This is a genomic window from Neptunicoccus cionae, from assembly GCF_002860325.1.
Taxonomy (GTDB): domain Bacteria; phylum Pseudomonadota; class Alphaproteobacteria; order Rhodobacterales; family Rhodobacteraceae; genus Amylibacter; species Amylibacter lutimaris.
Window position 1 is genome coordinate 1 of sequence record NZ_PKOJ01000006.1, and the last position, 23957, is coordinate 23957.

Below are 23957 nucleotides of genomic sequence, written 5' to 3' on the forward strand. Positions count from 1 at the left end.
TCCTCCTCAAGATCAGCCGCACTCTCCGCAACATCAGCGAGCAGACCGTCGACATCGTCTGCCTCTTCGTCTACAGGAGCTTCAGACGCCAGACCTGCGAGCAGAGCATCGGTGCCGTTGTCAATCCCGTTGTTCTCCGGCGCATTTGCTGCCAGATCTGACAGGAGGCTGTCCGTATCATCCGGCGCTTCTACTTCCTGCGGCGCAGCCGCGGCCAGACTGGCGAGCACGTCCGAGGTTTGATCTTCCTCCGGCACATCCTCTGGAACGGATCCTGCAAGACCGGACAGAACCTCTGCCGTATTATCCTCTTCCAGCCTATCGTCTGGCGCACCGGCGGCCATCGCCGCGAGAATGTCTGAACTGGTATCGAGCGGACCCTCATCCTGTGGGGCGGTGGCTGCCAGTCCGGCAAGAACCGCATCAGTTCGGTCTGCGCCGTCTTCCGGCAGCGGGGCTGCCGCCTTCATCGCGGACAGGATGCCATCCACTTCCGCAGAGCCGCTTTCCACGGCCTCGCCAGCCAGCAGCGCACGAAACGCGGTCGGATTTTGCAAAAGGGACAGGATCATGTCCTCGGCACCGGTCTTTCCGTCCATATAGGTCATCAGGTTGGACAACTGCGTGCGCGCATCGAGCAGCTTTTTCAGAGGCTCGATCTTGCTGGCAATGGCAGCGGGCGAGAAATCCTCCATCCGCTCGAACGTCAGATCGACCGGCAGGTTTCCTTCACCGCTCAGCGTATTCGGGACCGAAAACACTGCACGGGGTTTCATCGCTTTCATGCGGCTGTCAAAATTGTCTACGTCCACTTCAAGGAACTTACGGTCTTCAACACTCCCCTGCGAGACCTCGGAGGCACCGGAAAGATCCGCCATGACCCCCATCACAAAGGGCAACTGAACCTTTTTCTCGGCGCCGTAAACTTCCACGTCGTATTCGATCTGGACGCGGGGGGCGCGGTTCCGGGCGATGAATTTCTGACTATCCGCCATTTTTTTCCTCCGCCTGCGCCTTTAAAGCTGCGAGCTGTTGCTGGATTTCCACGAGTTGTTCCTGAACGCGGGCGTTGCCTTCGGACACCACCCCCATGATCCGCTCCAGTTCCGCATCCTGTTCCTCTTCCACGGCAGCCTGCATCGTGTTGACCAGCAAACCGATAAACAGGTTCAAAACGGCAAAGGCGGTGCAGATGATGAAAGGGACAAAGAAAGCCCACGCATAAGGGTGCGCTGCCATAACAGGGCGCACGATCCCCATGGACCAGCTTTCCAGCGTCATGATCTGGAACAGCGAATAAAGCGATGCTCCGACCGATCCGAACCACTGGGGGAAAGTCTCGCCATAAAGCATCGTCGCCATAACCGCGAAGATGTAGAACACGATCGACAGAAGGATCACCACCGCGCCCATTCCGGGCATTGCATCAAGCAAAGCCTTGATCACATCGCGCATCTGGGGCACGGCCGAAAGCACCCGCATGGCACGGATCACCCGCAAGCCGCGCAAAACCCGGAGACTGTCAGAGGCCGGCACCAGCGAGATCGTCACAATGGCCAGATCAAAAATATTCCACGCCGACAGGAAAAAACGCCAGCCATAGGCGTAGAGCTTCAACAGCATTTCAACGACGAAAATGACGATCACCACATCGTCAAACAGGGCGAGCAATCCGCCGGTCGCCGCCACAATCCGCTCTGATGTGGCGAGGCCAAGGGTAATGGCGTTTACGATGATAATAATAAGGATCGTATTACGCACCAAAGGCGTTTCGATCCACGCAATCATGCGGGCGCGATGTCCTCTTATGTGTCCCCTGGAATTAAGCTGCGAAGCGTCTGTCATTATTGGTCCGTCGATTTAACAGTCTCTTGAAAACAAATTGGCCTGCGCCCCAGTCCGGGCGCAGGCCGGTCGTAGGTTAAGCCACAGCATCCACTACGTTATCTACCATACCCTTGACCTCTTTGATCGCGTCCCAAAGGCCTTGGCCCTCGCTCAGTATGGTGGAAGGATCAAGCTGCTTGAGCTTTTGCAGGGTGGTTTTGTCGTCGATCTCCAACCCGCCGGATTTCATGATTTCCTGCATTTCGTCGAGAAACTTCTCCCGTTCCTCCAGTTTGGCTGCCATAGCCGAAACACGCCGTTTTACCGCCATCATTTTGGCCCCTATGGCGACCCCGTCCTTCAGGCCTTTAGCTGCCTTCATGGCTTTGGTCAGTTTGTCTGCACTTCCCGACAGACTGTCGGTCTTGTGACGGGTTTTGGTGTTGTGGTTTCGATAGGCCACGCGGGCTTTTTCAACATCCGCCAGCTTTGACTTGATCTTTGCTTGGGTGAATTTCACCACAGCGCCCAAAACTTCCTTTGGGCTTTTCCCCCCCAACACTTCAGCAGACGTCGCCTTCAATTTCGCAGTCAGGGTCGCCAGTGCCTTTTTCGGGTTCTTAACGTCTATGCCGTTTGTATCGGTCAAGCCGCTGCGCTGGATCGCCTGGTCAATCGCAGTGCCGCGTTCGTCGAGCATTGCCTTCACGCCAGCAAGCAAGTCCTTGCGCAGTTTGGCCTCGTTTTTGAGTTGCTGCTGCAACTCCTTGCCAAGCCCGTACAGCTCGGTCACGATGGTTTTGTAAGAACTTGCATCCGCGCCGGAAGTCGCCACCAGCTTGGCAACAGACCCTGCGATCTTCACAAAACCCATGGTCACCTTGAAGCCCGTCTTGACCCGCGCTTCTTTAAGAAGCTTGTCCCGCTGGCCTTCCTTCTTCAATGCATCTGCTATCGCCTTGTCAGCTGCACCTTGTGCGCCGGCGATGGCCTGTTTGATCATTGTATTGGTTGTCTTGGTCATCTCCTGAGCTTGCTTCAGCCCTTTGCCCGAAGGCTGCTGCATCAGAAGATCAATTTTTTTGTCGAGCTTGGCCGCTTCCGCTGTGATGATCTTTTCGTAGTCATCAAAAACAGCGCGCCCAACCTTTTCAAGCCGGTCAAAAACCGACGTTGGCGCCTCTTTCGGTTTCTTGAGCAATCCCGTCGTCGTGATTTCAATTTCCACGTCCACGCGGGATTTCGGGATTTCAATGTACTTTAAACCCGATCGATCCCTTATCAGGTCTACTACATAAAACTTTTCTTTACGCGTCGTTTTCTTGGCCATTAATTTTCTCCCGTTGAAGTTAAAATTCGCTACCCAAATTCGTATGTAAATTCGTCTCCGTCTGTGCTGACGCTCACTGTTTTGACGTCTTCTCCCGCCATCATCTTGCGCAGGAACTCTCCTGATACGGCGGGAAGCAGGCTGTTGGTCAGGATCGCATCAATCATGCGTCCGCCGCTCTCCACTTCCTGACAGCGGGACACGATCAGATCGACCACCTTGTCGTCATAGGTAAACGGCACGCCGTGAGTGTCTCTTATCCGTTTGACCACGCGGTTCAGTTGCAGTTTGGTGATCTCGCCGATCATATCGGGGCTGAGCGGGAAGTAGGGAATGGTGACAATCCGCCCGAGCAAGGCCGCCGGAAACACCTTCAACAACGGTTCGCGCAGCGCTTTGGCGATGCCTTCGGGTTCGGGCATCAGATCGGGGTCTTTGCACATATCCATAATCAGATCGCTGCCCGCATTAGAGGTCAGCAGGATCAGCGTGTTTTTGAAGTCGATCATCCGGCCCTCGCCGTCTTCCATCACGCCCTTGTCAAACACTTGAAAGAAGATCTCGTGCACGTCAGAATGGGCTTTCTCCACTTCGTCCAGCAGCACCACGGAATAGGGTTTGCGCCGCACCGCTTCTGTCAGGATACCGCCCTCGCCATAGCCCACATAACCCGGAGGCGCGCCTTTCAGGGTGCTGACCGTATGGCTCTCCTGAAACTCCGACATGTTGATGGTGATCATATTCGCCTCACCGCCATAAAGCGTTTCGGCTATGGCAATGGCGGTTTCTGTTTTGCCGACACCGCTGGTGCCTGCCAGCATGAACACCCCGATCGGCTTGCTGGGATTGTCCAGCCCGGCCCGCGCGGTTTGCACCCGTTTGGCGATCATCTCCATCGCGTGATCCTGTCCGATCACCCGTTTTTTCAGCGCATCCGCAAGGTTTAGAACGGTGTTGATCTCGTCCTTGACCATGCGCCCCACAGGAATACCCGTCCAGTCCCCGACCACGCTGGCCACTGCCTGTTCGTCAACGATGGGCAGGATCAGCGGGCTTTCGCCCTGAACCTCTTTCAATTCTGCGTCCTTGGCTTTCAGATCGGCCAGCAAGACGGCGCGTTCTTCCTCGCTCATCTCGCTGCCTTCCGGCACCTCTGCGGCCGCCTCGCCCTCTACCGCGCCGCCGTCCCCGCGCAGGGTGGCCCGCAGGTAGAGGATGTCGTCCACGATTTTCTTCTCCGCCTGCCAACGCTCTGTCAGCCCTTGGAGTCTGTCGGTTTCAGCGTTCAGTTTTTCTTGCGCCTCGGTCTCGCGATCCCCGACATCATATCCGGCGGATTTTTCCCGCCCGATGATGCCCAGTTCGGTTTCAAGGGCTGCGATCCGCTTTTGGGAATCCTCCACCTCTGCCGGCGTAGCATGTTGTGAAATCCCGACCCGCGCGCAGGCGGTGTCAATCAGGCTGACGGATTTATCCGGCAACTGGCGTGCCGGAATATAACGCGCCGAAAGCTGCACCGCCGCCTCGATCCCCTCATCGAGCACCTGAACGCGGTGGTGTTTTTCCAGCATCCCAACGATACCCCGCATCATCAGGATTGCCTTTTCCACACTGGGTTCGTCCACTTTCACCACCTGAAAGCGCCGTGTCAGGGCGGGGTCTTTTTCGATGTGTTTCTTGTATTCCGCCCAAGTCGTAGCCCCGATGGTGCGCAGCTCTCCCCGCGCAAGGGCAGGTTTCAGTAGGTTCGCCGCATCCCCTGTGCCAGCTGCCCCGCCTGCCCCAACCAAAGTGTGGGTTTCGTCGATGAACATGATGATCGGCGTGGTAGAGGACTGCACCTCTTCGATCACCTGCTTCAGACGGTTTTCAAATTCGCCTTTCATGCTGGCCCCCGCTTGCAGCGCGGCCACGTCCAGTTCCAACAGACGCGCGCCTTGCAACATTGGCGGCACGTCTCCTTTGGCAATGCGCAGGGCGAAACCTTCGACCACGGCGGTTTTGCCCACGCCCGCCTCGCCTGTCAGGATCGGGTTGTTCTGGCGACGGCGCATCAGGATGTCGATCAATTGGCGGATTTCCTCGTCCCGCCCGACGATCTGGTCGATCTCTCCGCTGGCGGCAAGTTCGGTCAGGTCCTTGCAATACTGCTGCAAGGCTTCCTCTTTGCCCATCGCCGCCGGAGCCATCGCACCCGAAGACTCGCCCGGTTGCGCCCCGGCCCCTGCCCCGATTCCGGTCCCGTCCTGCGGTGAAAGCCCGTCTTCGGGGGAACCGTCAGTAACTTCGCGGAAGTTATCGAGCAGATCATCCGGCTTTACCTTTTTGAACTCCTCGCTCATGCCGTTCAACACACTGCGCAAAGACGAGGTTTTCACCATACCAAGGATCAGATGCCCCGTGCGCACCTGCGGGCTTTTATGCGCAAGAGAGGCGTAAACCCATGCCCGCTCCACCGCGTTTTCAAGATGTTCGGAGAGGTCGGAAATCGAGGATGCCCCGCGGGGCAAGGCATCAAGCGCGGCGGTCATATCTTTTGCCACTTTAGCCGGTTCCAGATCGTAATGCTGGATGATCCTGTGCAGGTCGCTGTCCTGACCCTGTAAAATCTGGTGCATCCAGTGGACCAGTTCCACATAAGGATTGCCGCGCATCTTACAGAAAACCGAGGCGCTCTCGATTGCCTGATACCCGAGCTTGTTCAACTTGCCGAAAAGGGCAACGCGGCTGATCTCTGACATAATTCAATTCCTTCCCTGATGCGGGTCTTGTTCGCCCGCGTATGTTCTATCTTCTTGAAACAGTTACATATAAATCATCCAATGGCCGGTCCTGCGGCGGGGTTCCGGCCCATGTGGTCCAACCCAGTTCCCCCTGTTGACCCAGCTTCACTTCCGGCGCTTGTCCTGCCGCCAGCACAAGATTCACGTCCCAGTCGAGCATCTCGCCAATGTAATTGCGCACCACCGCGGCCAGCCGGTAGAGGCTGATCCCGCCGGGCAACAGGCGTTTGTATTCCTCAAGGTCGAGCGGGCCGATACGAATGCGAAACTTGGCCTGACGGGACCAAACCCGATTGCCAAGCGAAGTGCCCTGCCCCAACCCGCCCGCAGGGGTTTCGACCCCCAGTTGCCACTGGTCATCCGGTTCCAGTTCCAGCCAGCTACCAACAAAGCTTTCGATCGTGACCGGCACACGGAAAAAGATCGAGATCATGGACAGCAGGCCTTCCTCGTTCTTGGCCCCGTTGGACAGGCGCCCCGCAAAGCGCAGTTTGGCCAGATCGGGCATGGCATCGCGGTCGGCAAAAGCCTCGCCCATCATTCCCGACAGTGCGGAAATACGATTGGCGAAGGGATCGTCCTCGGGGCGGTCAAAACTCGCCGCCGGTTCCGCACTGGCCCACGCGCGGTAGAACAGGCTGATCAGGCGGTGGTGGAACATATCCGCGAAGCCCGCAAAGGTGTGATCCCGCGCATTGTGTTCCCGCTCGCGCACATATTCAGTGATATGAAGCGGCAAAGGACCGTTTGGCCCGAATACGCCGAACAGATAGCTTGACAGTTCCGCAGGCCCGCCCCCCTTGCCGGTGGTGCGGAAACTTTCCACGGTGGAGGGCGCAAAGGCCATATCCACCTTCTGCTTCAACCGCACCTTATCCTGACGGGGGCGTTTGGAATTACCCAGACGCGGCGCGCTGCGATAGCTTGCCTCTATCAGACGCAGGGCCTGAAAAAAATTGAATTTTCTGGGATCGTCGGACAGGGCCGCAAGGCGGCTCAGATCATCCGACGCCTCCCGCTCTTGGCGCTCCATCGGGCGATCTCTCCTCTTTCCGTGCCGCTGATCACCGTTTCGGTGAAACTGTTCAGCGACACATAACTTGCAAAAAACTGTTCCAGCACCGCGCCCAGCAGATAGACGCCGGTGCCTTCAAAATAACTCTCGTCAAAAGTGACTTTCACCTCTAGCCCGCGCACGGCCGTAGACAGAACTTCGTCCGCCATGCGCCGCACGATGGGACGGGATTCCATACCTGCAATCCCTTCAAGCTGTTTGGCGAGGTTACGGTCCCCTTTGGGCGTGTAAATCCCCAGAAGTTCCCGCAGACCTGCCGCAGCCGAACCACGATCCGCGTCATCCATAGAAAGGTAGTTCAGGCTCAGGTGGCTGATCAGCCGCCATGCCGCACTGCCATCCACCGCAGGTGAGGATTTCGGCGCAGAAATCGGTGACACCGCCCTGATCCCGTCCACAGGACCACCGTCTGTCATATCAAAATCCGTACTCCCGCCCCCTGTCTGCAACAACATGGGCAGATCGCGATTGGTGCACAAAGCGCGGATCGCCAGTTGTTCCAGCTTGCCGGAATACGGCGCCTCGCTGCGGTCAACGAGGCTCAGGAACACATCCGTCCCAAGGTAAGAGGTGCGCGTGCCTTTCAGCTTCTGGCTTTCTGAACGTTGCCGGAACCGTCTGCGCATGGCGTAATAGGCTTCGTGGTTCTCCCCCGCTGCGGTATAATCGTCCGCGCTGTAAAACGGTCTGAAATCAATATCATCGCTTTCGTCGCTGGTTATCCCGTCCACGTCCAGGATGGTGTGAATTTCAAAATCCATCGGTGCAGTTCGATCCACAACGACAAAGTGATCCGCATCCTTGCGCTGGACATGGACACGGTCACAACGCAGCTCCAGAAGGTTGATCGCAGGCGTGCAATAGAGCGCGAAATTCTCCGGCGTCAGCGTCTGTTGCAGCGCAGGTCGAGTGTCTTTCAGCAGGATATAAAGATCGATCTCATTCTCGTCGCAATTCGCCATGATCTCTGACAGACCGGCAAGGCGGGAAAAGAAAAAGCGTTGTGGCAGCGAGAAATATTCCTGCAACAGACGGTAGCCGTCAAAGGACTGACCGGGAAACGGCAGCAGGGACTCTTCGCGGGTGAACCCGATTGGTTCGATTTTGGCCTTACGTGGTGCAATGCTCCAATCGTCCCGCCGGTTTACCGACCGTCCCATGATCCCAAGACTGTCGCGCATCAGATGTTCGTACAATGCCCAAGGCGTGCGATCCTGACCCGGAAGATGCAGGTCAAGATGTTCTACCCCCAACTCTTTCAGCTTCGTGCCCGAAGGTGCCTTCAATCGCAGCCGGATCGCCCCCCGTGCAGAATTGCCTTCGCCGAACCCCGCCGCGACGACCTCTCCGCGGCTGGCAAAATACTGCACCTCGGTGATTTTCAGCGGCCAGAGGTCCACATCATGGGCTGTGCGAAATTCACAGGCAGTCTGGTCCCCTTCCCGCAACGGCGCACGCATCTTCGTGCCCCGTTTCATGGTGTATTTCTCACTCAGCCCCGCTTCGGGCTGGAATTGCGCGATAAACATCGCTGGTACGGGCGACAGATAGTGCGGATAGATGATCTCTAGCAGGTGCTGGGTGAACTGCGGGTAGCGCATATCCAGTTCCAACTGGATACGGGAGGTCAGAAAGGCGAAGCTTTCGATCAGACGCTCCACATAGGGATCGTTTATTTCGATCCCGTCCATTCCCAGACGCCCTGCAATTTTAGGATAGGCCTGCGCGAATTCCGCCCCCATCTCTCGCACAAAGGCCAGTTCGGTTTCATAGTGTTTGAGAAGCCGTGTATCCATGCCGCTACATCACCTTGTCGATAACAAGATCACCGTCGGCCACATCCAGACGGGTGCGCAGATAAAGTTCCAGAGGAACCGGCGTGGCCCAAAGCTCCCCGCGGATGTCCATTGTGATCTGGCTGTCCGCCGCATCCGGCGTAGCCTTGGCCGCTGTGACTTCCAGCGTGCCGGGAATAATGCGGGGTTCCAGTGCGTAGATCGCCTCCTTGATGGAGGATTCCAGCGTTTTGGCATCGGTCTGCAAAACCTTGCGCCCGGCAATATCGCTGATGCCAAAATTCAGCGTAGATCGCGCCGCATGTGGATAGAGAGCGGGGTCAATAATCTCTTCGTTATTGGCGGTGTTCAACAACCAGCCAAGATCCCGCAAGATGATTTCACGCAGGCGGCGCACGTCGATATACCGTTCGCCAGCGGTGTCTTTCGTGTCGGTCGGGGATTTGTCGGTCAACCTGTCCAGCAAGGAGGGTTGCAGCCGTTCCCTGTCGGAAAGTTCAGTCCGCGCCATCACCGCCCCCGACCGCCGAGAGGGAGATACTGCGCAGGTCCATCAGCGCCAGATCTTCGTTGTTAGTCGCAAACAGGCGCTGCCCGATGCCAAGATAGGTTTCATCCCCCGCTTCAATCCAGTCGGTTTCCCGTGCCAGCATGATCCCTGCCCGTTTTGATTGGGCAGACCCCGGATAACGGGTCGGAATAAAGCCCACCACGTCCCCCCCGTTGGCCCATGTGATTTCAACAGGGGTCCAGACCTTGTCGCGCAGATCGCTCGGATCATCAAAGGTCATACGTTTGATGTTGGAAAACGGTGCCCAGTAGTAGCGCCCGTTCATCACCAGTTCCAGCATCGGACCAAGGCGCATATCCGCGTCTGCAATCCACTCGAACGCTGTACCATCGGCCTCGCCACTCTGGCTCGGGGCTGCTTCGAAGGCTTCGTTCCGCAAGCTCGCGGCCTGCGCTGTGTCGCCTTTGGCGAGCAGTCCCAGTGACTGGATCATCAGAGCCACCCACTGCGCCGGTTCGCCAAAGATCAACGGTGCGGTTTCACCGGCAAAGACTTTCTCGCGCACCATTTCGCAGGCGATTGCCTCGCGGTAGGACTGGACCATCGGCATGGTGTCCGGCGCCATCTCGCCACAGACTTTCAGCTGGGTCAGCGCCCGATCCCATTCGCCGCGGATACACAGCATCTGGAACAGGAAAACCCGAAGTTTGCTGTCGGCTGGGTCCTTACGGATACTGGCGGTCAGGGCGTCATAGGCTGCATCCAGATTGCCCGCCTTCAAATGGTCGATCGCGTCGCTCATGAAAATTCCCGGTTCTAATAAATTCAGGGAGTGGAAAGGCCACGAAAGCCGCCTTTCCAAATGCTGTTCCGGTGCGCGAAAAATGCGCCACCGGTGGCAAAAAGCTTACTTGCCGGGTTTGCCCATGACGGCTTCGTTTGTGGTCTGGTTCCATTCCACAGCACCACCGGCTTCCAGCTTGCCTGTCATATCCTGCTTCATGTAGTCGATCTTGATGCCGGCAAAGGCCACGACAACGTTGTCCACAAAGGCCTCGTCCCCGTCGGAGCCGGACCATTTCACGCTTTCGATCACCACGTTGATCATCTGGACGTGCACAAACTCGCCCCCGGAATCCGAGGCACCGCCGCCACCGCCCTTGCGCAAGGAAAGGTGCAGTTCGGGGATGTGGTCGCCGGTACAGGCGGCCAGAACCATATCACAGGATGCTGTATCCATGTTCTTTGAAAATTCGAACCGGTCCAGTTGCACACGGCCGGAGCCGAGACCACCAGAAGACGACCCGACATTCACCTGGTTTTCGACACCGAAAGAAAAGTCGATCAGGTCAAATCCGTTCTTTGCCTTAACGGTTTTGTCGTTTGTTTCACCCTTGATGGCCTTTTTGCCGCCAACAAACCATGCATATGCGTCAATCATATTGAATTCCTCCTAGGAATTAAAAGTTAAGTTTCGTTAATATTCTGGGTGGCAGCACAGGGCCCCGTGAATGATCCCTGTGCTACCGGTGGTTAATCAGCCCTTTTCAGAGGGCAGTTTGGAAACCAGACGCAAGGACACGGAAAGACCTTCCAGCTGGTAATGGGGCCGCAGGAAAAACTTGGAGGAGTAATAGCCGGGATTGCCCTCGACCTCTTCCACCACCACTTGTGCTGCTGCCAACGGACGCTCGGCTTTGGTTGCTTCGGATGAAATTTCCGGAGTCATATCAACGTAATTGCTGATCCATTTTTGCAGCCAGGCCTCCATATCTCCACGTTCCTTGAAGGAACCGACCTTATCGCGCACGATACATTTAAGATAATGCGCAAAGCGGCAGGTGGAGAAGAGATAGGGCAAACGCGCACCAAGGTTTGCGTTGGCCGTTGCATCCGGATCGTCGTATTCCGCCGGTTTGTGCAGGGACTGGGCGCCAATAAAGGCAGCCATATCACTGTTCTTGCGGTGGATCAGGGGCATCAGACCGTTCTTGGCCAGCTCTGATTCACGACGGTCCGAAATTGCAATTTCCGTCGGGCATTTCATATCAACGCCGCCATCATCGGACGGGAAGGTATGGGTGGGCAGGTTTTCCACCGCACCGCCGGATTCAATACCACGGATACGGGTGCACCAGCCGTAATGCTTGAACGAGCGTGTGATATTGGTTGCCATACCATAGGCCGCGTTGACCCATGAATAATGGCCGCTGTCCGCGCCTTCCGTGTCTTCTTCAAAGGCGAATTCTTCGACCGGATCGGTCTTTTCCCCGTAAGGGTGCCGGCCAAGGAAACGGGGCATGGCGAGAGCAAGATACTGGCTGTCTTCGCTTTCGCGCAGGGACCGCCACGCCGCATATTCCGGTGTCGAGAAAATCTTGGTCAGATCGCGGGGGTTGGCCAGTTCGCTCCAGCTGTCCATCTGCATCAGGGAAGGTTCCGCACCGGTAATAAAGGGTGCGTGGCTGGCCGCAGCAATTTTGGCCATTTCCGAAAGCAGCTGCACATCCGGCGGGGAATGGTCAAAGTGATAATCCCCGACCAGACAACCGTAAGGCTCGCCACCGAACTGTCCGTATTCCTCTTCGTAGAGTTTCTTGAAGATGGGGGATTGGTCCCATGCCGCGCCCTTGAACTTCTTCAGCGTCTTGCCGAGATCCTTCTTGGACACGTTCAGCACGCGGATTTTCAACATCTCGTCGGTTTCGGTGTTGTTCACCAGATAATGCAGGCCGCGCCAGCTGCTTTCCAGCTTCTGGAATTCCTCGTTGTGCAGGATTTCGTTTACTTGCGCTGTCAGGGTTTTATCAAGTTCCGCGATAATCGCCTCGATCGAGCGCAGCGCATCGTCCGACACCAGCCCCGTATTGGCAAGCGCCTGTTCTGCAAGGGTTTTAACCGCTTCTTCCACCGCCGTTTTGGCCGTGTCGGATTTGGGTCGGAACTCTTTTTGCAGCAGGGATGCAAATTCGTCATTGGCAAAGACCGTACTGCCGGCTTGGCCTTCGACTTGTGCTTCAGCTTCAGCCATCGTTATTCCTCCCCTGCGTCATCTTTTTGTTTGGGTGCAGCACTCAGCGCTTTCATCAGCGCGGGGTCCTGTATGATTTTGGCCATAAGATCCTCGGCGCCGGTTTTTCCGTCCATATATGTCATCAGGTTGGAAAGCTGGGTGCGCGCATCGAGCAGTTTCTTCAGCGGCTCGACCTTGCTGGCAATCGCTGCCGGACTGAAATCATCCATGCTTTCGAAAGTGATATCCACTGCCATATTGCCTTCGCCGGTCAGCGTGTTGGGCACAGTAAAGGCTGCACGGGGCTTCATGGATTTCATGCGGTCGTCGAAATTGTCCACATCCACTTCAAGAAACTTGCGGTCGGCCACAGCGGGCAGTGGCTCTTCCGATTTACCGGACAGATCGGCCATGACACCCATCACGAACGGCAGTTGCACCTTCTTTTCAGCGCCGTAGACTTCGACATCATATTCGATCTGAACGCGGGGGGCCCGGTTGCGGGCGATAAATTTCTGGCTGTCAGCCATAAGAGCCGTCTCCTCTGTTATTAACTTTCCGGTGCCGTTTGAACCGGCATCTGATTTCACTTGGGGTCTTAAAAAATTTAGTCGTATTCTTATTCGTATTCTTCAGAAGAGAGGCCACCAATGGTTGCCACCTCTGCTATACCGCTCGACGCCATATCTTTCATAATCGTGATAAAATCCGCCGAAACCAATCGCTTGGCCCGTCTAAGGAAGATCGGAACCGGACTGGATGGTTCGTTACGCGCGTAATATTCAAGCATCAGATCAATCGCGCGCAGAACATCATTTGTTGAATTGATACCGCTGACACCGGCTGCAGCCGGTGCACCACCTGCTTGCGATGCCTGATCGTCTTCGATCCCGTCAGCCACGCCTTCGACAGCTTGCGGTGCAGCCTCACCGAGACATTCGGCAATGACCGCCTGCCCTGTTTTCAGCAACACCTGCAAGGGCGCGAAATCCGGCCCCTGTCCGGGCACATGTTCCGCAAGGATCGCATCGATGGCTGCCGTATGCGCCAGCGCAGCAGCGATACCCTCGCGGATTGCCGTCATTTCCTCTTCCGGCGTGTCCTTTAATGCCGCGCCGACCGCTGCCATGTCGGGCGGGTTGTCCATATCCGCCGGCGCGACGATCTCTCCCTTGGCGACAGAAACATGGCGCAAGGAAAACCGCCCCATCATCTTGCTCTCGCTCAACGGAGCGCGACGCAACTGGCGCAACACTGTGGCATCGTCCACCAGTCCGACCAGTGCGTTCACCCGTTCCGTGGGGTCGTTGTCGTCATCTGCGTCAAGCTGCGGATGAACCGTGTCCCAATACTCCTCTAATGCACGTCGTATGTAATCAAGAACCTGCGCGAAATAGGGGTAACCCTTGCGGGCCAAACCGGCTTCGGCCAGATAAACCGCAATCCGCAAGTCCATCGTCTGTTCCAGCAGAGACTCGCCCAGCTTCAGGACTTCGGCGTAATCTGCTTCTTCAGCATCAATGACCTTGTCACCGACCTGCTGTTCGCCTTTTGCAGTGGCAGCGATCGCAAGATCCGAGAAGGCAGCGTCGTATTCCAGATCAGGGCCCGAGGGCTCTTCCCCGTCAAATCCCGCCAACAGTGTGTCCAAATTCAAACTCACGTTATCAACCTTCAAAAATAGAGAAAGCCACGTTTAGAGAGCCGCATTAAATGGCTAATATTAAAGAAAACTTGGCTTATTAGGTACTTATTGGATACTTAGTAAATTAACAAAAACCGTAGTTGCCTTTGGGGAACCACGCAAGAATTAATCGCCAAAACAGTGATTTTCGCGACTCTTTCTTTTACTTTTCAATTGAAAGGCAGTTTATCAACTTGACAACTTGGCAAGTAAATTATGCCGCCTTATAAATGAATCAGATGGGGATTACCCTGACAGGGATTAAGCCGGATTCCGGCGCTAGGATCATTAGATGAAATGGGCGATATTAATTACGCTGCTGGTTCTTGCCGTGCTGACTGCACCGGTGGGCTGGTACTTTGCCCAAACACATTCGCGCACGGATGACGCGCTCAAGATTGCCGCGCTTGAAGAACAACTTGCCGTGCAGGCGCAGAAGGCCAAAGATCTTACTATAGACCTGAACGCGCTTGTCTCTCGCGTCACACTGCTGGAAGAAACCGGTGTATCGGAACCCGTCATCCAGTCCTTTGCAGATCCCGCAGAAGAACGAACTGACTCCCTTGCCGACAGTTTCGCGCAAGTGGTGCTGATTGCCGACCGGCGCGAGGTGAATAAGGGGCTCTCGAATTCCGGGTCTTCCTACCTGAAAAACCTTTTCGGCCTGCCCCGCCCCGACCTGAGCGAGGCCTGCCAGTCGATGACCAATCCACTGCTGAAGGATCTGGTCAAAACCGAGAGCGTTGGACCGATCCGTGTCACAATGATTGAACCGGCAATCCTGTCCCTACGACAGGTGTTTCGCAACGTGAAGATATTCGAACCGGAACTTTACGAACGAATTAACACTGCCGGCTCTCTTTGCGTGCGGCACATCCGTGGACGTCCGGGTTCAGTGTCAACACACGCTTACGGGTTGTCGGTAGATCTGAACATAGACGGCAAGCTTGATACGCTTGGCGATGGCAAAACCCAGCTTGGCCTTATCCTGCTGGCAGATTTCTTCAACAAGGAAGGCTGGTATTGGGGGGCGAGCTTTGGACGAGAGGACTCCATGCATTTTCAAGTGTCCAAAGAGAAAATCAATCAATGGCTCCGTCAGGGGTTGATCCGTACCAAATAGTCGTGAAAGGTTAAGAGGTTCGTCGGCATTCATTGCCTTCATTTATTACTGAACGCATCGTTGCTGACAGACTTTGTAGAATAAATTTTATTTAGTGGAAGTTGCCAGATGTTTCTGTGTCGGAAATCTATAGCTGTCCTGTGTCTGCTGATTGCCAGCGGATCCGGTGCTGTTGCGCAAGGAACATCCGCGCCCGGACCGGGCCTCAGTTCCACCGAGTTCAATACAATCGAAGAGGCTATCAGTGCGCTTGGCACAGACACCTACAAGACCATTCGCTCCAGCTACACTGAAACTGCTGGCGCGACCTTTACTTTTACGGCTCCAAGCGAAACGCTGACACTGCGCTATCTGAAAGATAGAACCGGCGTGGCACTGCGCGATGATACAGGTGCGCTGATCTCACGGTTTAACGGGGGCACCCGAAGCGAAAGCGAGGCGCTTCTGGCCGCTTTCCTCAGAGAACGATATGCCACTGATCCCGATGCCCTGAAACTGACTGTAGCCAATACGCCCGAAGATCCGGTTGCAGGTAATCCGGCCTCGCTGATGGCAAGAATGGCGGATGCGAGCTTTACCTCTGGTACCGATGTCGGCCCTTCTCCGCTGACAGGGGGCAGTCGTGCAAGGGGTACGGCAAGTTACAACCACTTGGGAATCTCCCTGCAAACCGGACGGTATTCCGGTCCGGGATTCTCGGCCAATGTCACGTCCCTGCCGCTCAGTTTTGCAATGCCGCTTGATGATCCGCGCTGGGCCATCAAGATCCACGCGCCGCTCGGCTTTTCTACAATCAACGGACAGGACTATGTCTCCGGATCGGTTGGTGTCGGTTTGCGGATGCCTGTAACGGACAACTGGACCCTGACACCTGAACTGCGCGTCGGGGCACTGCGCGACAGCAGCCGCGGATTGACCACCCGACTGGCCAATGCCTCGATCATCTCCAATTACCGTATGGATCTGCGCAACGGCTATGGGTTGGTGTTTGGCAATGCATTGACCTATTCCAAATCGCTTGGCTCCGGCAACAGCGGCTATGATCTGGCCAATACGATCAACAAGAACGGTGTAGAATTCTCCGGCCCCTTCCAGCGCAGCCTTTATGGTCTGCCCACCAACTGGCAGCTCTCTCTGGTTCACACTAAAGTTGCAGGCAGCCCGACCTATATCGACGAATGGACCGATGTGTCCCTGTCCCTTGGAACGATTGGTTCCAAGAACGGGGTAACATGGGACAGTGTGCGGATCGGCTTGACCTATACCCACGCCAATCGGGGTGTGCGCGGGCTCAACATCAACTTCGGCTACGAGTTTTAGGAGATGGTCATGACCCTTCGCACAGTCAGAAATTCCGCTCCGGCCTTCCCGGTTGTTGCGCTGGTCCTGACTTTGCTGTTGCTTCTCGCCGGTCCGGTGCTCGCCAAAGAACGTGTCGCCCTTCTGATTGGCAACAGTCGGTACGACAATTCAGCCCTGTCCCTGAAGAATCCGGCCAACGATGTCGCTGCCATGGCGCAAAAGCTTGCCGCGCTCGGCTTTGTCGTGATCTCGGCGCAGGATGCGTCCCGTACCGATATGGACCGCGCCTTGGGCGCCTTTGAACGGCAGTTGAAGGGCGCAGAGCTCGGGCTGTTCTTTTATGCCGGTCACGGCAGTCAGGCGGGGGGTGAAAACTTCTTACTGGCAACTGATTTTCAGGGGACAACCTCCGCCGCCGTCAAACAATATTCCCTGACACTTGGTCGGGTGCGCGACGCCTTTGCCAAGGCCAAACCCGATGCGGGAATTGTGATCCTTGACGCCTGTCGCGACAATCCGCTGGCCATCACTCTGGAGCAAACGGGCAAGCCGGTTGGGCTGGCACGGGCGAAATCCGCGACCGGACTACTGGTGGCCTATGCGACAGATCCGGGTAATGTGGCGTTTGAGGGGACAGGCAATAACTCCATCTTCACCACGGCCTTGCTGAAACACATCAACGAGCCCGGACTGGACGTGCGACTGATGTTCGGGCGGGTGCGTCAGGATGTTGTGCTGCGCACACGCGGGGCACAGGTTCCATGGGTCGAGGAAAGCCTGATTGGTGAGTATTCCATGAACCCGTCGATGGCGTCGGGCGGGCGTGAAGCGATGATCGCGCGGGACATCGAAATGTGGCGTAGCGTCAGCGGCGAGACCACACCACAAGCCTATCAAGCCTATCTTGACGCTTTCCCAAGCGGCATGTTCCGGGACTTTGCGGCCCAACGGATTGCAAGGCTCAGCTATTCGGCCAATCTGACGCAAGAAGATAAACCTTTGAAGGTGGCAGAACTAGATGTGACCAGCGACACCAGCAAAATTGCCGCCGCACTCGGCATTCTCGGGTTCGCCCCGCAAAGCCGAAGTGCACCGGATATCGAGGAACTGGAACTGGCTGCTGCCGCCTATCGTGCCTCGCTCGGAAAAGATGCAGCACTGACACAGGACAATCTCTTTGCCGATGCCTCGCGGCTGCTGCTTTATCTTGGCGGCAATGTAGGCAAGCAGATACAGGTGGATATCGCCGCCTTGTCCAGCATCGACCAGACGCTGATCGTAGCGCGGGATGCCTATGAAGAACTGGAACAGGTTGCCGCCGGAGACGAAAGCGCAAAGCCCATACTTGAACAGGCCCGCGCAGATATCGCCGCAATAGAGCGCGCCCAGACCGAAGTGCTGGCCCAACTGGATCAGGAACGGGCCTATTACGAAGAACTGATGGAACAGGCCAATGCGAATTTCCCCGATTATATGGTGGAACGTACAATCGGGATCGCGGTGACGCGCTCTGCCCCTGTGGACGACGAAAAACTCGCCAGTCGCGCCAAACTGTTCCTCAAACATGTCAATCAGGCAGCCGATGCCGAAACCCAAGGATCCTATCAATGGCTTTCCGATTTCCTGCCTCAAAGCTGATCGCAGGCGCCCTGACACCACTTTTGCTGGTAGGCCTCTCCGCCTGTGCGGTCTCGCCGAACGACCCGATGGGCGGGCAGCGGGCCTTTAGCTGGCAACCGGAAACCGCCGAGGAAAAGGCCCTGCGCCATAAGGCCGAGGCACTGCAAGCCACGGTCGGCGAAGGCGGTATGGCAGGGTTTGCCGTGGGTGCCTTGCTTGGCGGGTTGACCGGCGGGATGCAGGGTGCCTTTGCCGGTGCGCGTCTGGGCCGGTTTATCGGCGCGGCCTCCGGTGTTTATGTACGCGGCCTGCAAGAGGATTTTGCAAATCGCGAGGCACAGCTTAACCAGCTGGCCGCCGATCTGGAAGCCAACAACCGCGATCTGGAAAGCGCAATCGCCACCATGCGCGCCGTACTTGTCCAGCAGCGGGCAAGACTGGCGGCAGCGCGGGCTACAGGCAACGGCATAGCCATACGTCAGGCACAAGAACAGGCTTCCGGCAATCTGGCCGTGATGAACAAAGCGATTGAAGCAGCCGTCCAGCGACAGGATGTTTTTGGCGAGGCCCGCTCCCTTCTCGCAGTGGACAGTGCGCCAAGCGCCGCCACAGCCCCCGCCGCAGAACGCTATTCCGCGCTGGCGGACCGCATTTCAGCCATGCGCTCCATCGCAACAACGCTGGTTTCGGAGATCTGATATGCCCCATCACGCCCAACGCCAACGTTCTTTATTTTCGCGCAGCCTGACCCTTTGCGCAGCCCTGCTGCTGACCAGCGCCTGCACCCAGAGGGGCAATCTCGATGATCCGGCCTACGGCGGCTTTTTTAACGGGATCGAGAATATCTCGGACGGCACCTATGACGCGCGGATCGCAACCCGCGAAGAACGGGTTTCAGCCCTGCAACAGCGACAGCAACGCCTGCTGGTAGAGCGCAACTCCCTGTCCCGTCAGGTCTCTGCCCACCAGAACGCACTGGCGCGCTTGCAGCAGGACATTATCGTGTCAAAAATCCGGATCGGAGAGCAGAACATCACGCCGCAAACGCAAGCCCGCATTTCAAAAGCACTCAGCCCGCCCCCCTCGGGGCAGACTGATGCAGAGCGGCTGGCAAACCTGCAAAAGACCATCGCGGACACCCGCAAATTGGCAGAAACACTGGCAAAACTTGCAGGATGACGAAAAGCTGCGCTACTCTCTTGCTGAAGGACACGGTATTCACCGTGTCGCCCCCATGAAAAGGACCACCCATTGAGCGATCCTTCTGAAACCGGCATCCTGTCCACGGGCGATGTGCTGAACAATACATATGTGATCGCGGAACTTGTGGCCTCGGGCGGCACAGGAGAAGTCTACCGCGCCACCAACCGGGTTTCCGGGCGCGAGATTGCTGTCAAAATCCTGAAAGCGGAATATGCGCAGGATGAACAGTTCATCAACCTGATGAAGCGGGAAGCCTCGGTCTTGCATGAAGTCATCGACCCTTCTGTGGTGCGTTACTACGACCTGCTGGAAAGCGACAGCCACGGCGGATTTCTGTTCATCGTCATGGAGTTTATCGAGGGTCGTTCGCTTGCAGACGAGATGAAGGACAAAGGCCCGCTTGACGAAACCACGCTCCTTGAAGTGGCAGAAAGGGTGCTTTGCGGGTTGAAGGCAGCCCACGAAAAGAACGCGTTTCACCGCGATCTTTCGCCGGACAACATCCTGCTGCGCGGCGGCGAACCCAAACAGGCCACGCTGATCGATTTCGGCATTGCCAAGGATGTGAATGAAGGGGCAAAAACCGTTGTAGGCGGGGGGTTTGCGGGAAAATATCAATACGCCTCCCCCGAACAGATGGAAGGGCGCAGTGATGCGCGCTCCGACTTGTATTCCCTTGGCATGACCCTGATGGGGGCCTATCGCGGGCAATCGCCCAATGCGGGGTCTTCCCTGATGCAGATCATCAGTGCCAAAGCGGTTAAACCGGATATTTCGGATATGACCGGCCCCTTGGCTGCACTGGTTTCGCGACTGGTTGAACCTGATCCCGCCGACCGTTTGCAAACGGCACAAGACGCACTGGAATTTCTGCATCTTCTGGGTGAAGACGACGAGAAAACGGTAATCCTTCCAGCCGGCGGCCCACCGCCACGGACAACGCCACCGGAAGCGTCACCGCAAACCGCCGCTACGGGCACCCACGGCGGCCCTGCCGCTGGTGTTGAAACATCACCCCAAAAAAAATCCTCCCGCACCGGACTATACGCCGGTACCGCTGTTGCCGTAATTCTCGCGCTGGGAGCTGCTGGCTGGTTCAGCGGACAGTTCGGCCCTGCCCCGACCGAACCTGTACCTGCCCCTGTGTCTGCCAGTGTAGCTTCGGAAACGGGCGACAGCACGCCAACAACCACCTCCGCCACGGTCACACCGGAGCCGGAGACCGAAAATCTCGCCCAGACCACGCCCGAACCGGAGCCGCTTCCCCTTGCCGACCCGTTTGTGCTGACCATCGAGCGCAGCTCACCTGATGATCCCTTGCGCCTGATCGGCAACCTACCGTCAGAAGATGCCGTGCCCGCAGTAACAACACAGCTTGAACAGAAGCTGAACGCTTTTGCGGTTCTTTCGGATGTAACACCCGCACGAGGCGAACCCTTCGCGGGATGGAGCGAACGGGTTATCAAAATCGCACTTTTGTTTGAGACAATCGAAAGCTGGACGGTCTCTGCCAACGATATGGACGTGATCCTGATCGCAAAAGCACAGAACGAGCTGGAGAAAACCGCGCTCCTTAACGGGGCGAAAGCGGCGATCGAGGGTACCAAACTGGCGCTGGTGGACAGGATCGAAGTTGAGATACCGCCCGTTGCGCTCGACGATCTGGAGTTCGGCCTGCAGGACATGGCCAGTTGCGGACCACTGAGCCTGACGGGAGGCCGGGATGGTGCGCTCGGGCCGGACGATGCTCTGGACGTTTCAGGCAACATAGCAGTGGCAGCGGATATGTCCCGCGTTCAGGCTTACCTGTCCCAGATGGCACCGGGACGAGACATCTCGTCCGATCTGAATATCCTCAACCCAAGTGTTTGTTCCTTGCTGCGTCTGCTGCCCGAAGAACTGTCAGACGCTTTGGAGATCGACTACAGCTATGGCACTAAATCCGAAACGGTAGAGGGGGACATCTTTCGTATCGGGGAAAATCCGGTAATTGACATTCGCCTTCCCAAAGATCGCAGCGGCTTTCTCAATGTGGTGTTTGTGGATCTGGCGGAACAGGTGTTCCACCTTCTGCCCCATCAGGCGCGCACACAAAACACGCTTCAGGACATCGGAACTGTTGCCGGAGAAACCCGCACGGTACGTGTCGCTTATCCGGTTGCCGAAGCTTCAATCGAAAAGCTGGGGTTTAAAGTTGTCGAACCTGTGGGCGCAAATATCCTGCTGGCGATTGTCAGCGACACGCCCCTGTTTGATGAAATCCGCCCCCGTGCCGAAAGCAGCGGCGCTTTCATCGAAGCGCTGAACGACAGGCTGGAAGATTTGCCCGACGAAGGTGCCCTTGTGAACTACCGCTTCATGATGACATTGGAATAACCGCAGGGCATTCCGCCAAAGAGTGACTTTTTCAACATTGTGTTTTCCCAAAAGCTGTTAGATCAACTAAAATAGTGGAAACACCCCCTAAATTTATTTTCCATTCACCCCTTTGCAGGAGCCGTGTAATGACTTTTCTTAGAATAACCGCCACCGGATTGACCCTTTTTGCACTTCTAACCCCATCTGTGCAGGCTGAAGAAATGACCGCGGAGGATATCCTTCAGAGATTGCAGGCCCAACGCAGCCGTACGCTGGGATTTGTCGAAGCCTCCAAGCCGGAAGGAGGCTCTGCCGAGGAAACAGCAGTGACAATGGCACCGGTTGATGCAGGGGAAGGCAGTTCGGCACCATCAGTAAATTCGACTGGTCTGACCCTGCAGGCAAGTGATCAGGGCAGCGGCACATCAGGCCTGCAACTTAGCGCGACGCAAGATCAAACCGGCACACAAGCGGCCCCTTCTGTTGTTTCGGGCAATGGCGCTGAAGCCATGCCAACACTGGCAACCGCGTCAGCAACGCCACCTGAAAAAGAGGCGATGACGATTGATCTGACGATCTATTTCGACTTTGACAGTGCCCTGTTGCAGCCGAAGTCCAAAACACAACTGACCGCGCTATGTGCCGCGATCAAGGCTGACACGGGTGAAGGCACCTACCAGATTATCGGCCATACGGATGCCAAGGGTAAAGCCAGCTATAACAAGCGACTGTCACAAGCCCGTGCCGATGAGGTGGTCCGCTATATGACCACAAGTTGCGGCATCGAAAAGTCCCGCTTGCAAGCGGTTGGCGCAGGTGAGGAACGTCTCAAGACACCCGAAGATCCGCGCGCACCGGAAAACCGCCGTGTCGAGGTGCAGGTTCTCAGCTAGCAGAACTTTAAAGCGAAGCCTTCGGCAGCCGCACTATCGTGATGCGGCTGTCTTTGCATCCGGAACACACACTGCCAATTTAATAAACCCGCGCCCGAAGCGCACTTTGCCTTGCCGGCAAGAGCGGTTATGACTGCGAGAGCCCCGTTGACGGGCAGATAACAGACGGACCAGATCGAAATGAGCAAGCTAGTCACCGTGTTGAACGGCCCTAACCTGAACCTTCTGGGGCAGCGCCAGCCGGAAATCTACGGTTCTGACACGCTTGCCGATGTGGAAAAAGGCTGCGCAGAAGTGGCGGCGCAATACGGTCTGCGCTCTGAACTGCTGCAATCCAACCACGAAGGCGTTCTGGTGGATATGATCCAAACCTGCCGCGAGACATCCGCAGGGATCATTATCAATCCGGCTGCCTATTCCCACACCTCCGTGGCGATTCTCGACGCGCTGAACACTTTTGACGGTCCGGTACTGGAGGTGCATATCTCCAACATCCACCACCGCGAATCCTTCCGGCATCATTCCTACGTGACCCAAAGGGCCGATTCCGCGATTATCGGTATGGGGGTTGAGGGCTATTACCTGTGCATGCACCGGATGGGGAGTTTGCTCGGCGGGTGAGATCCTGCCAGCACTTTTTCACGCCACAAACACAGCGGCAGGACCGCACTAGCAGTCTGTTAAACCTGTCTTTATCGGTGAAAACCCTTTGGTGCGGCCGAGAAGACTCGAACTTCCACTCCGGTTAAGGAACAGCGACCTCAACGCTGCGCGTCTACCAATTCCGCCACGGCCGCACGCGAGGTAGGCAGCGTATAGCCAAGGCAAAACCTGATGTGAAGTGCAAAATGTTCTCTGGTGCAATTAATTCCGCAGATCGCGGTGAAACCTCTGTGATATGAACATTCCCACAATCAGAAATACTGCGGTGGCGAGGGAAAAAACGACCCATGGCTCTGTCGGTTGGAACAAATTGTTCATCACGCGGTTTGGCAGGAAGGAAAACAGACCGGCGATTCCGATAGCCATGGCATAGAGTCGCCACATGATGCGCTTATGTGCTGCGATATTACGCTTCCGGATCTGCCAGATTGCCCCCGCCAAACCAATAAGCGTGACCACTGACAGTATATGGATCGGAGAGAACCGCCCGACGACCTGCAACTCCCGGATAAAGAAAGAGCTGAGCGCCGCCGCCGCCATTGCCAGCACCCAGATGTAGCCGGAAACCTTGTGCAGCCGGTCCCTGCGCCGCCGCAGCAACGCCAGGGGCCCCAGCAGCGCTGCCAGAACCGCTGTCGCCACATGGACCTGAATAACCGGACCTGCTTCTGCCAATGCTGTGAATTCCATCTTTCAACTCCTGTTGCTGATATTGAAGGTTGGTTTATACTTCCGGTGTGGCCTTCGCTTCGGCCAGCAGATCTTCGCAAGCTACG

20 protein-coding genes, 1 tRNA gene and 1 pseudogene are annotated in these 23957 nt (G+C 56.5%); 8 read left to right on the plus strand and 14 right to left on the minus strand.

The window, feature by feature from the left end; all coding sequences use genetic code 11:
- Positions 1-565 precede the first annotated feature (565 nt).
- From tssB (C0U40_RS13970) to tssA, 12 genes and pseudogenes are all read right to left on the minus strand, one after another.
- Positions 566-995, minus strand: a pseudogene (tssB, locus tag C0U40_RS13970) (type VI secretion system contractile sheath small subunit); the annotation flags it as partial.
- Positions 985-1788: an ion transporter gene (locus C0U40_RS13975; protein ID WP_353616042.1), complete on the minus strand. Its 804-nt coding sequence runs from the start codon at positions 1786-1788 to the stop codon at positions 985-987. The gene C0U40_RS13975 and the pseudogene tssB (C0U40_RS13970), both read right to left, overlap by 11 nt.
- A gap of 133 nt (positions 1789-1921) precedes the next feature.
- Positions 1922-3157 (minus strand): hypothetical protein, encoded by a 1236-nt coding sequence (locus C0U40_RS13980; protein ID WP_101656435.1) that lies wholly within the window; start codon positions 3155-3157, stop codon positions 1922-1924.
- 29 nt (positions 3158-3186) lie between these two features.
- On the minus strand, positions 3187-5898 hold the full coding sequence (gene tssH / locus C0U40_RS13985) for a type VI secretion system ATPase TssH (protein WP_101656436.1): 2712 nt from the start codon (positions 5896-5898) through the stop codon (positions 3187-3189).
- A gap of 46 nt (positions 5899-5944) precedes the next feature.
- A complete protein-coding gene (gene tssG, locus C0U40_RS13990; RefSeq protein ID WP_101656437.1) occupies positions 5945-6973 on the minus strand; it encodes a type VI secretion system baseplate subunit TssG in 1029 nt (342 codons plus the stop codon).
- Positions 6937-8811, minus strand: coding sequence for a type VI secretion system baseplate subunit TssF (gene tssF / locus C0U40_RS13995; protein WP_101656438.1), 1875 nt, complete (start codon positions 8809-8811; stop codon positions 6937-6939). Before tssF ends, tssG begins: the two co-directional genes overlap by 37 nt.
- Before the next feature lie 4 nt (positions 8812-8815).
- Complete coding sequence (gene tssE, locus C0U40_RS14000) at positions 8816-9322, minus strand: type VI secretion system baseplate subunit TssE (RefSeq protein WP_101656439.1); 507 nt, start codon at positions 9320-9322, stop codon at positions 8816-8818.
- Entirely contained in the window at positions 9309-10124 is an 816-nt protein-coding gene (locus tag C0U40_RS14005; protein WP_101656440.1) for a type VI secretion system accessory protein TagJ, read from the minus strand. Before C0U40_RS14005 ends, tssE begins: the two co-directional genes overlap by 14 nt.
- A gap of 105 nt (positions 10125-10229) precedes the next feature.
- Positions 10230-10763, minus strand: a complete 534-nt coding sequence (locus C0U40_RS14010) for a type VI secretion system tube protein Hcp (RefSeq protein WP_101656441.1) — start codon at positions 10761-10763, stop codon at positions 10230-10232.
- 96 nt (positions 10764-10859) lie between these two features.
- Positions 10860-12353 carry a type VI secretion system contractile sheath large subunit gene (gene tssC / locus C0U40_RS14015; RefSeq protein WP_101656442.1) on the minus strand — a complete coding sequence of 498 codons (1494 nt, stop codon included), beginning with the start codon at positions 12351-12353 and terminating at the stop codon, positions 10860-10862.
- Positions 12354-12355: 2 nt separating this feature from the next.
- On the minus strand, positions 12356-12865 hold the full coding sequence (gene tssB / locus C0U40_RS14020) for a type VI secretion system contractile sheath small subunit (RefSeq protein WP_101656443.1): 510 nt from the start codon (positions 12863-12865) through the stop codon (positions 12356-12358).
- An 89-nt stretch (positions 12866-12954) separates the two neighbouring features.
- Positions 12955-13998, minus strand: a complete 1044-nt coding sequence (gene tssA, locus C0U40_RS14025; protein WP_180957709.1) for a type VI secretion system protein TssA — start codon at positions 13996-13998, stop codon at positions 12955-12957.
- 313 nt (positions 13999-14311) lie between these two features.
- Between tssA and C0U40_RS14030 the strand changes: the two genes are divergently transcribed.
- From C0U40_RS14030 to aroQ, 8 genes are all read left to right on the plus strand, one after another.
- Positions 14312-15142 carry a M15 family metallopeptidase gene (locus C0U40_RS14030; RefSeq protein WP_101656445.1) on the plus strand — a complete coding sequence of 277 codons (831 nt, stop codon included), beginning with the start codon at positions 14312-14314 and terminating at the stop codon, positions 15140-15142.
- Between the two features lie 108 nt (positions 15143-15250).
- Positions 15251-16462 carry a hypothetical protein gene (locus tag C0U40_RS14035; RefSeq protein ID WP_101656446.1) on the plus strand — a complete coding sequence of 404 codons (1212 nt, stop codon included), beginning with the start codon at positions 15251-15253 and terminating at the stop codon, positions 16460-16462.
- Between the two features lie 9 nt (positions 16463-16471).
- Positions 16472-18082 carry a caspase family protein gene (locus C0U40_RS14040; protein WP_180957710.1) on the plus strand — a complete coding sequence of 537 codons (1611 nt, stop codon included), beginning with the start codon at positions 16472-16474 and terminating at the stop codon, positions 18080-18082.
- On the plus strand, positions 18052-18762 hold the full coding sequence (locus tag C0U40_RS14045; RefSeq protein ID WP_101656448.1) for a hypothetical protein: 711 nt from the start codon (positions 18052-18054) through the stop codon (positions 18760-18762). Before C0U40_RS14040 ends, C0U40_RS14045 begins: the two co-directional genes overlap by 31 nt.
- A gap of 1 nt (position 18763) precedes the next feature.
- Complete coding sequence (locus C0U40_RS14050; protein WP_101656449.1) at positions 18764-19243, plus strand: hypothetical protein; 480 nt, start codon at positions 18764-18766, stop codon at positions 19241-19243.
- Between the two features lie 72 nt (positions 19244-19315).
- Positions 19316-21643, plus strand: coding sequence for a serine/threonine-protein kinase (locus C0U40_RS14055; protein ID WP_101656450.1), 2328 nt, complete (start codon positions 19316-19318; stop codon positions 21641-21643).
- A 128-nt stretch (positions 21644-21771) separates the two neighbouring features.
- Positions 21772-22518: an OmpA family protein gene (locus tag C0U40_RS14060; RefSeq protein WP_101656451.1), complete on the plus strand. Its 747-nt coding sequence runs from the start codon at positions 21772-21774 to the stop codon at positions 22516-22518.
- 180 nt (positions 22519-22698) lie between these two features.
- Entirely contained in the window at positions 22699-23139 is a 441-nt protein-coding gene (aroQ, locus tag C0U40_RS14065) for a type II 3-dehydroquinate dehydratase (protein WP_101656452.1), read from the plus strand.
- 89 nt (positions 23140-23228) lie between these two features.
- On the opposite strand, the gene C0U40_RS14070 is transcribed toward aroQ, so the two are convergent.
- Both C0U40_RS14070 and C0U40_RS14075 read right to left on the minus strand, forming a co-directional pair.
- Positions 23229-23315 (minus strand) — tRNA-Leu (locus C0U40_RS14070).
- 67 nt (positions 23316-23382) lie between these two features.
- Positions 23383-23871, minus strand: coding sequence for a DUF2306 domain-containing protein (locus C0U40_RS14075; RefSeq protein WP_101656652.1), 489 nt, complete (start codon positions 23869-23871; stop codon positions 23383-23385).
- Positions 23872-23957 lie beyond the last annotated feature (86 nt).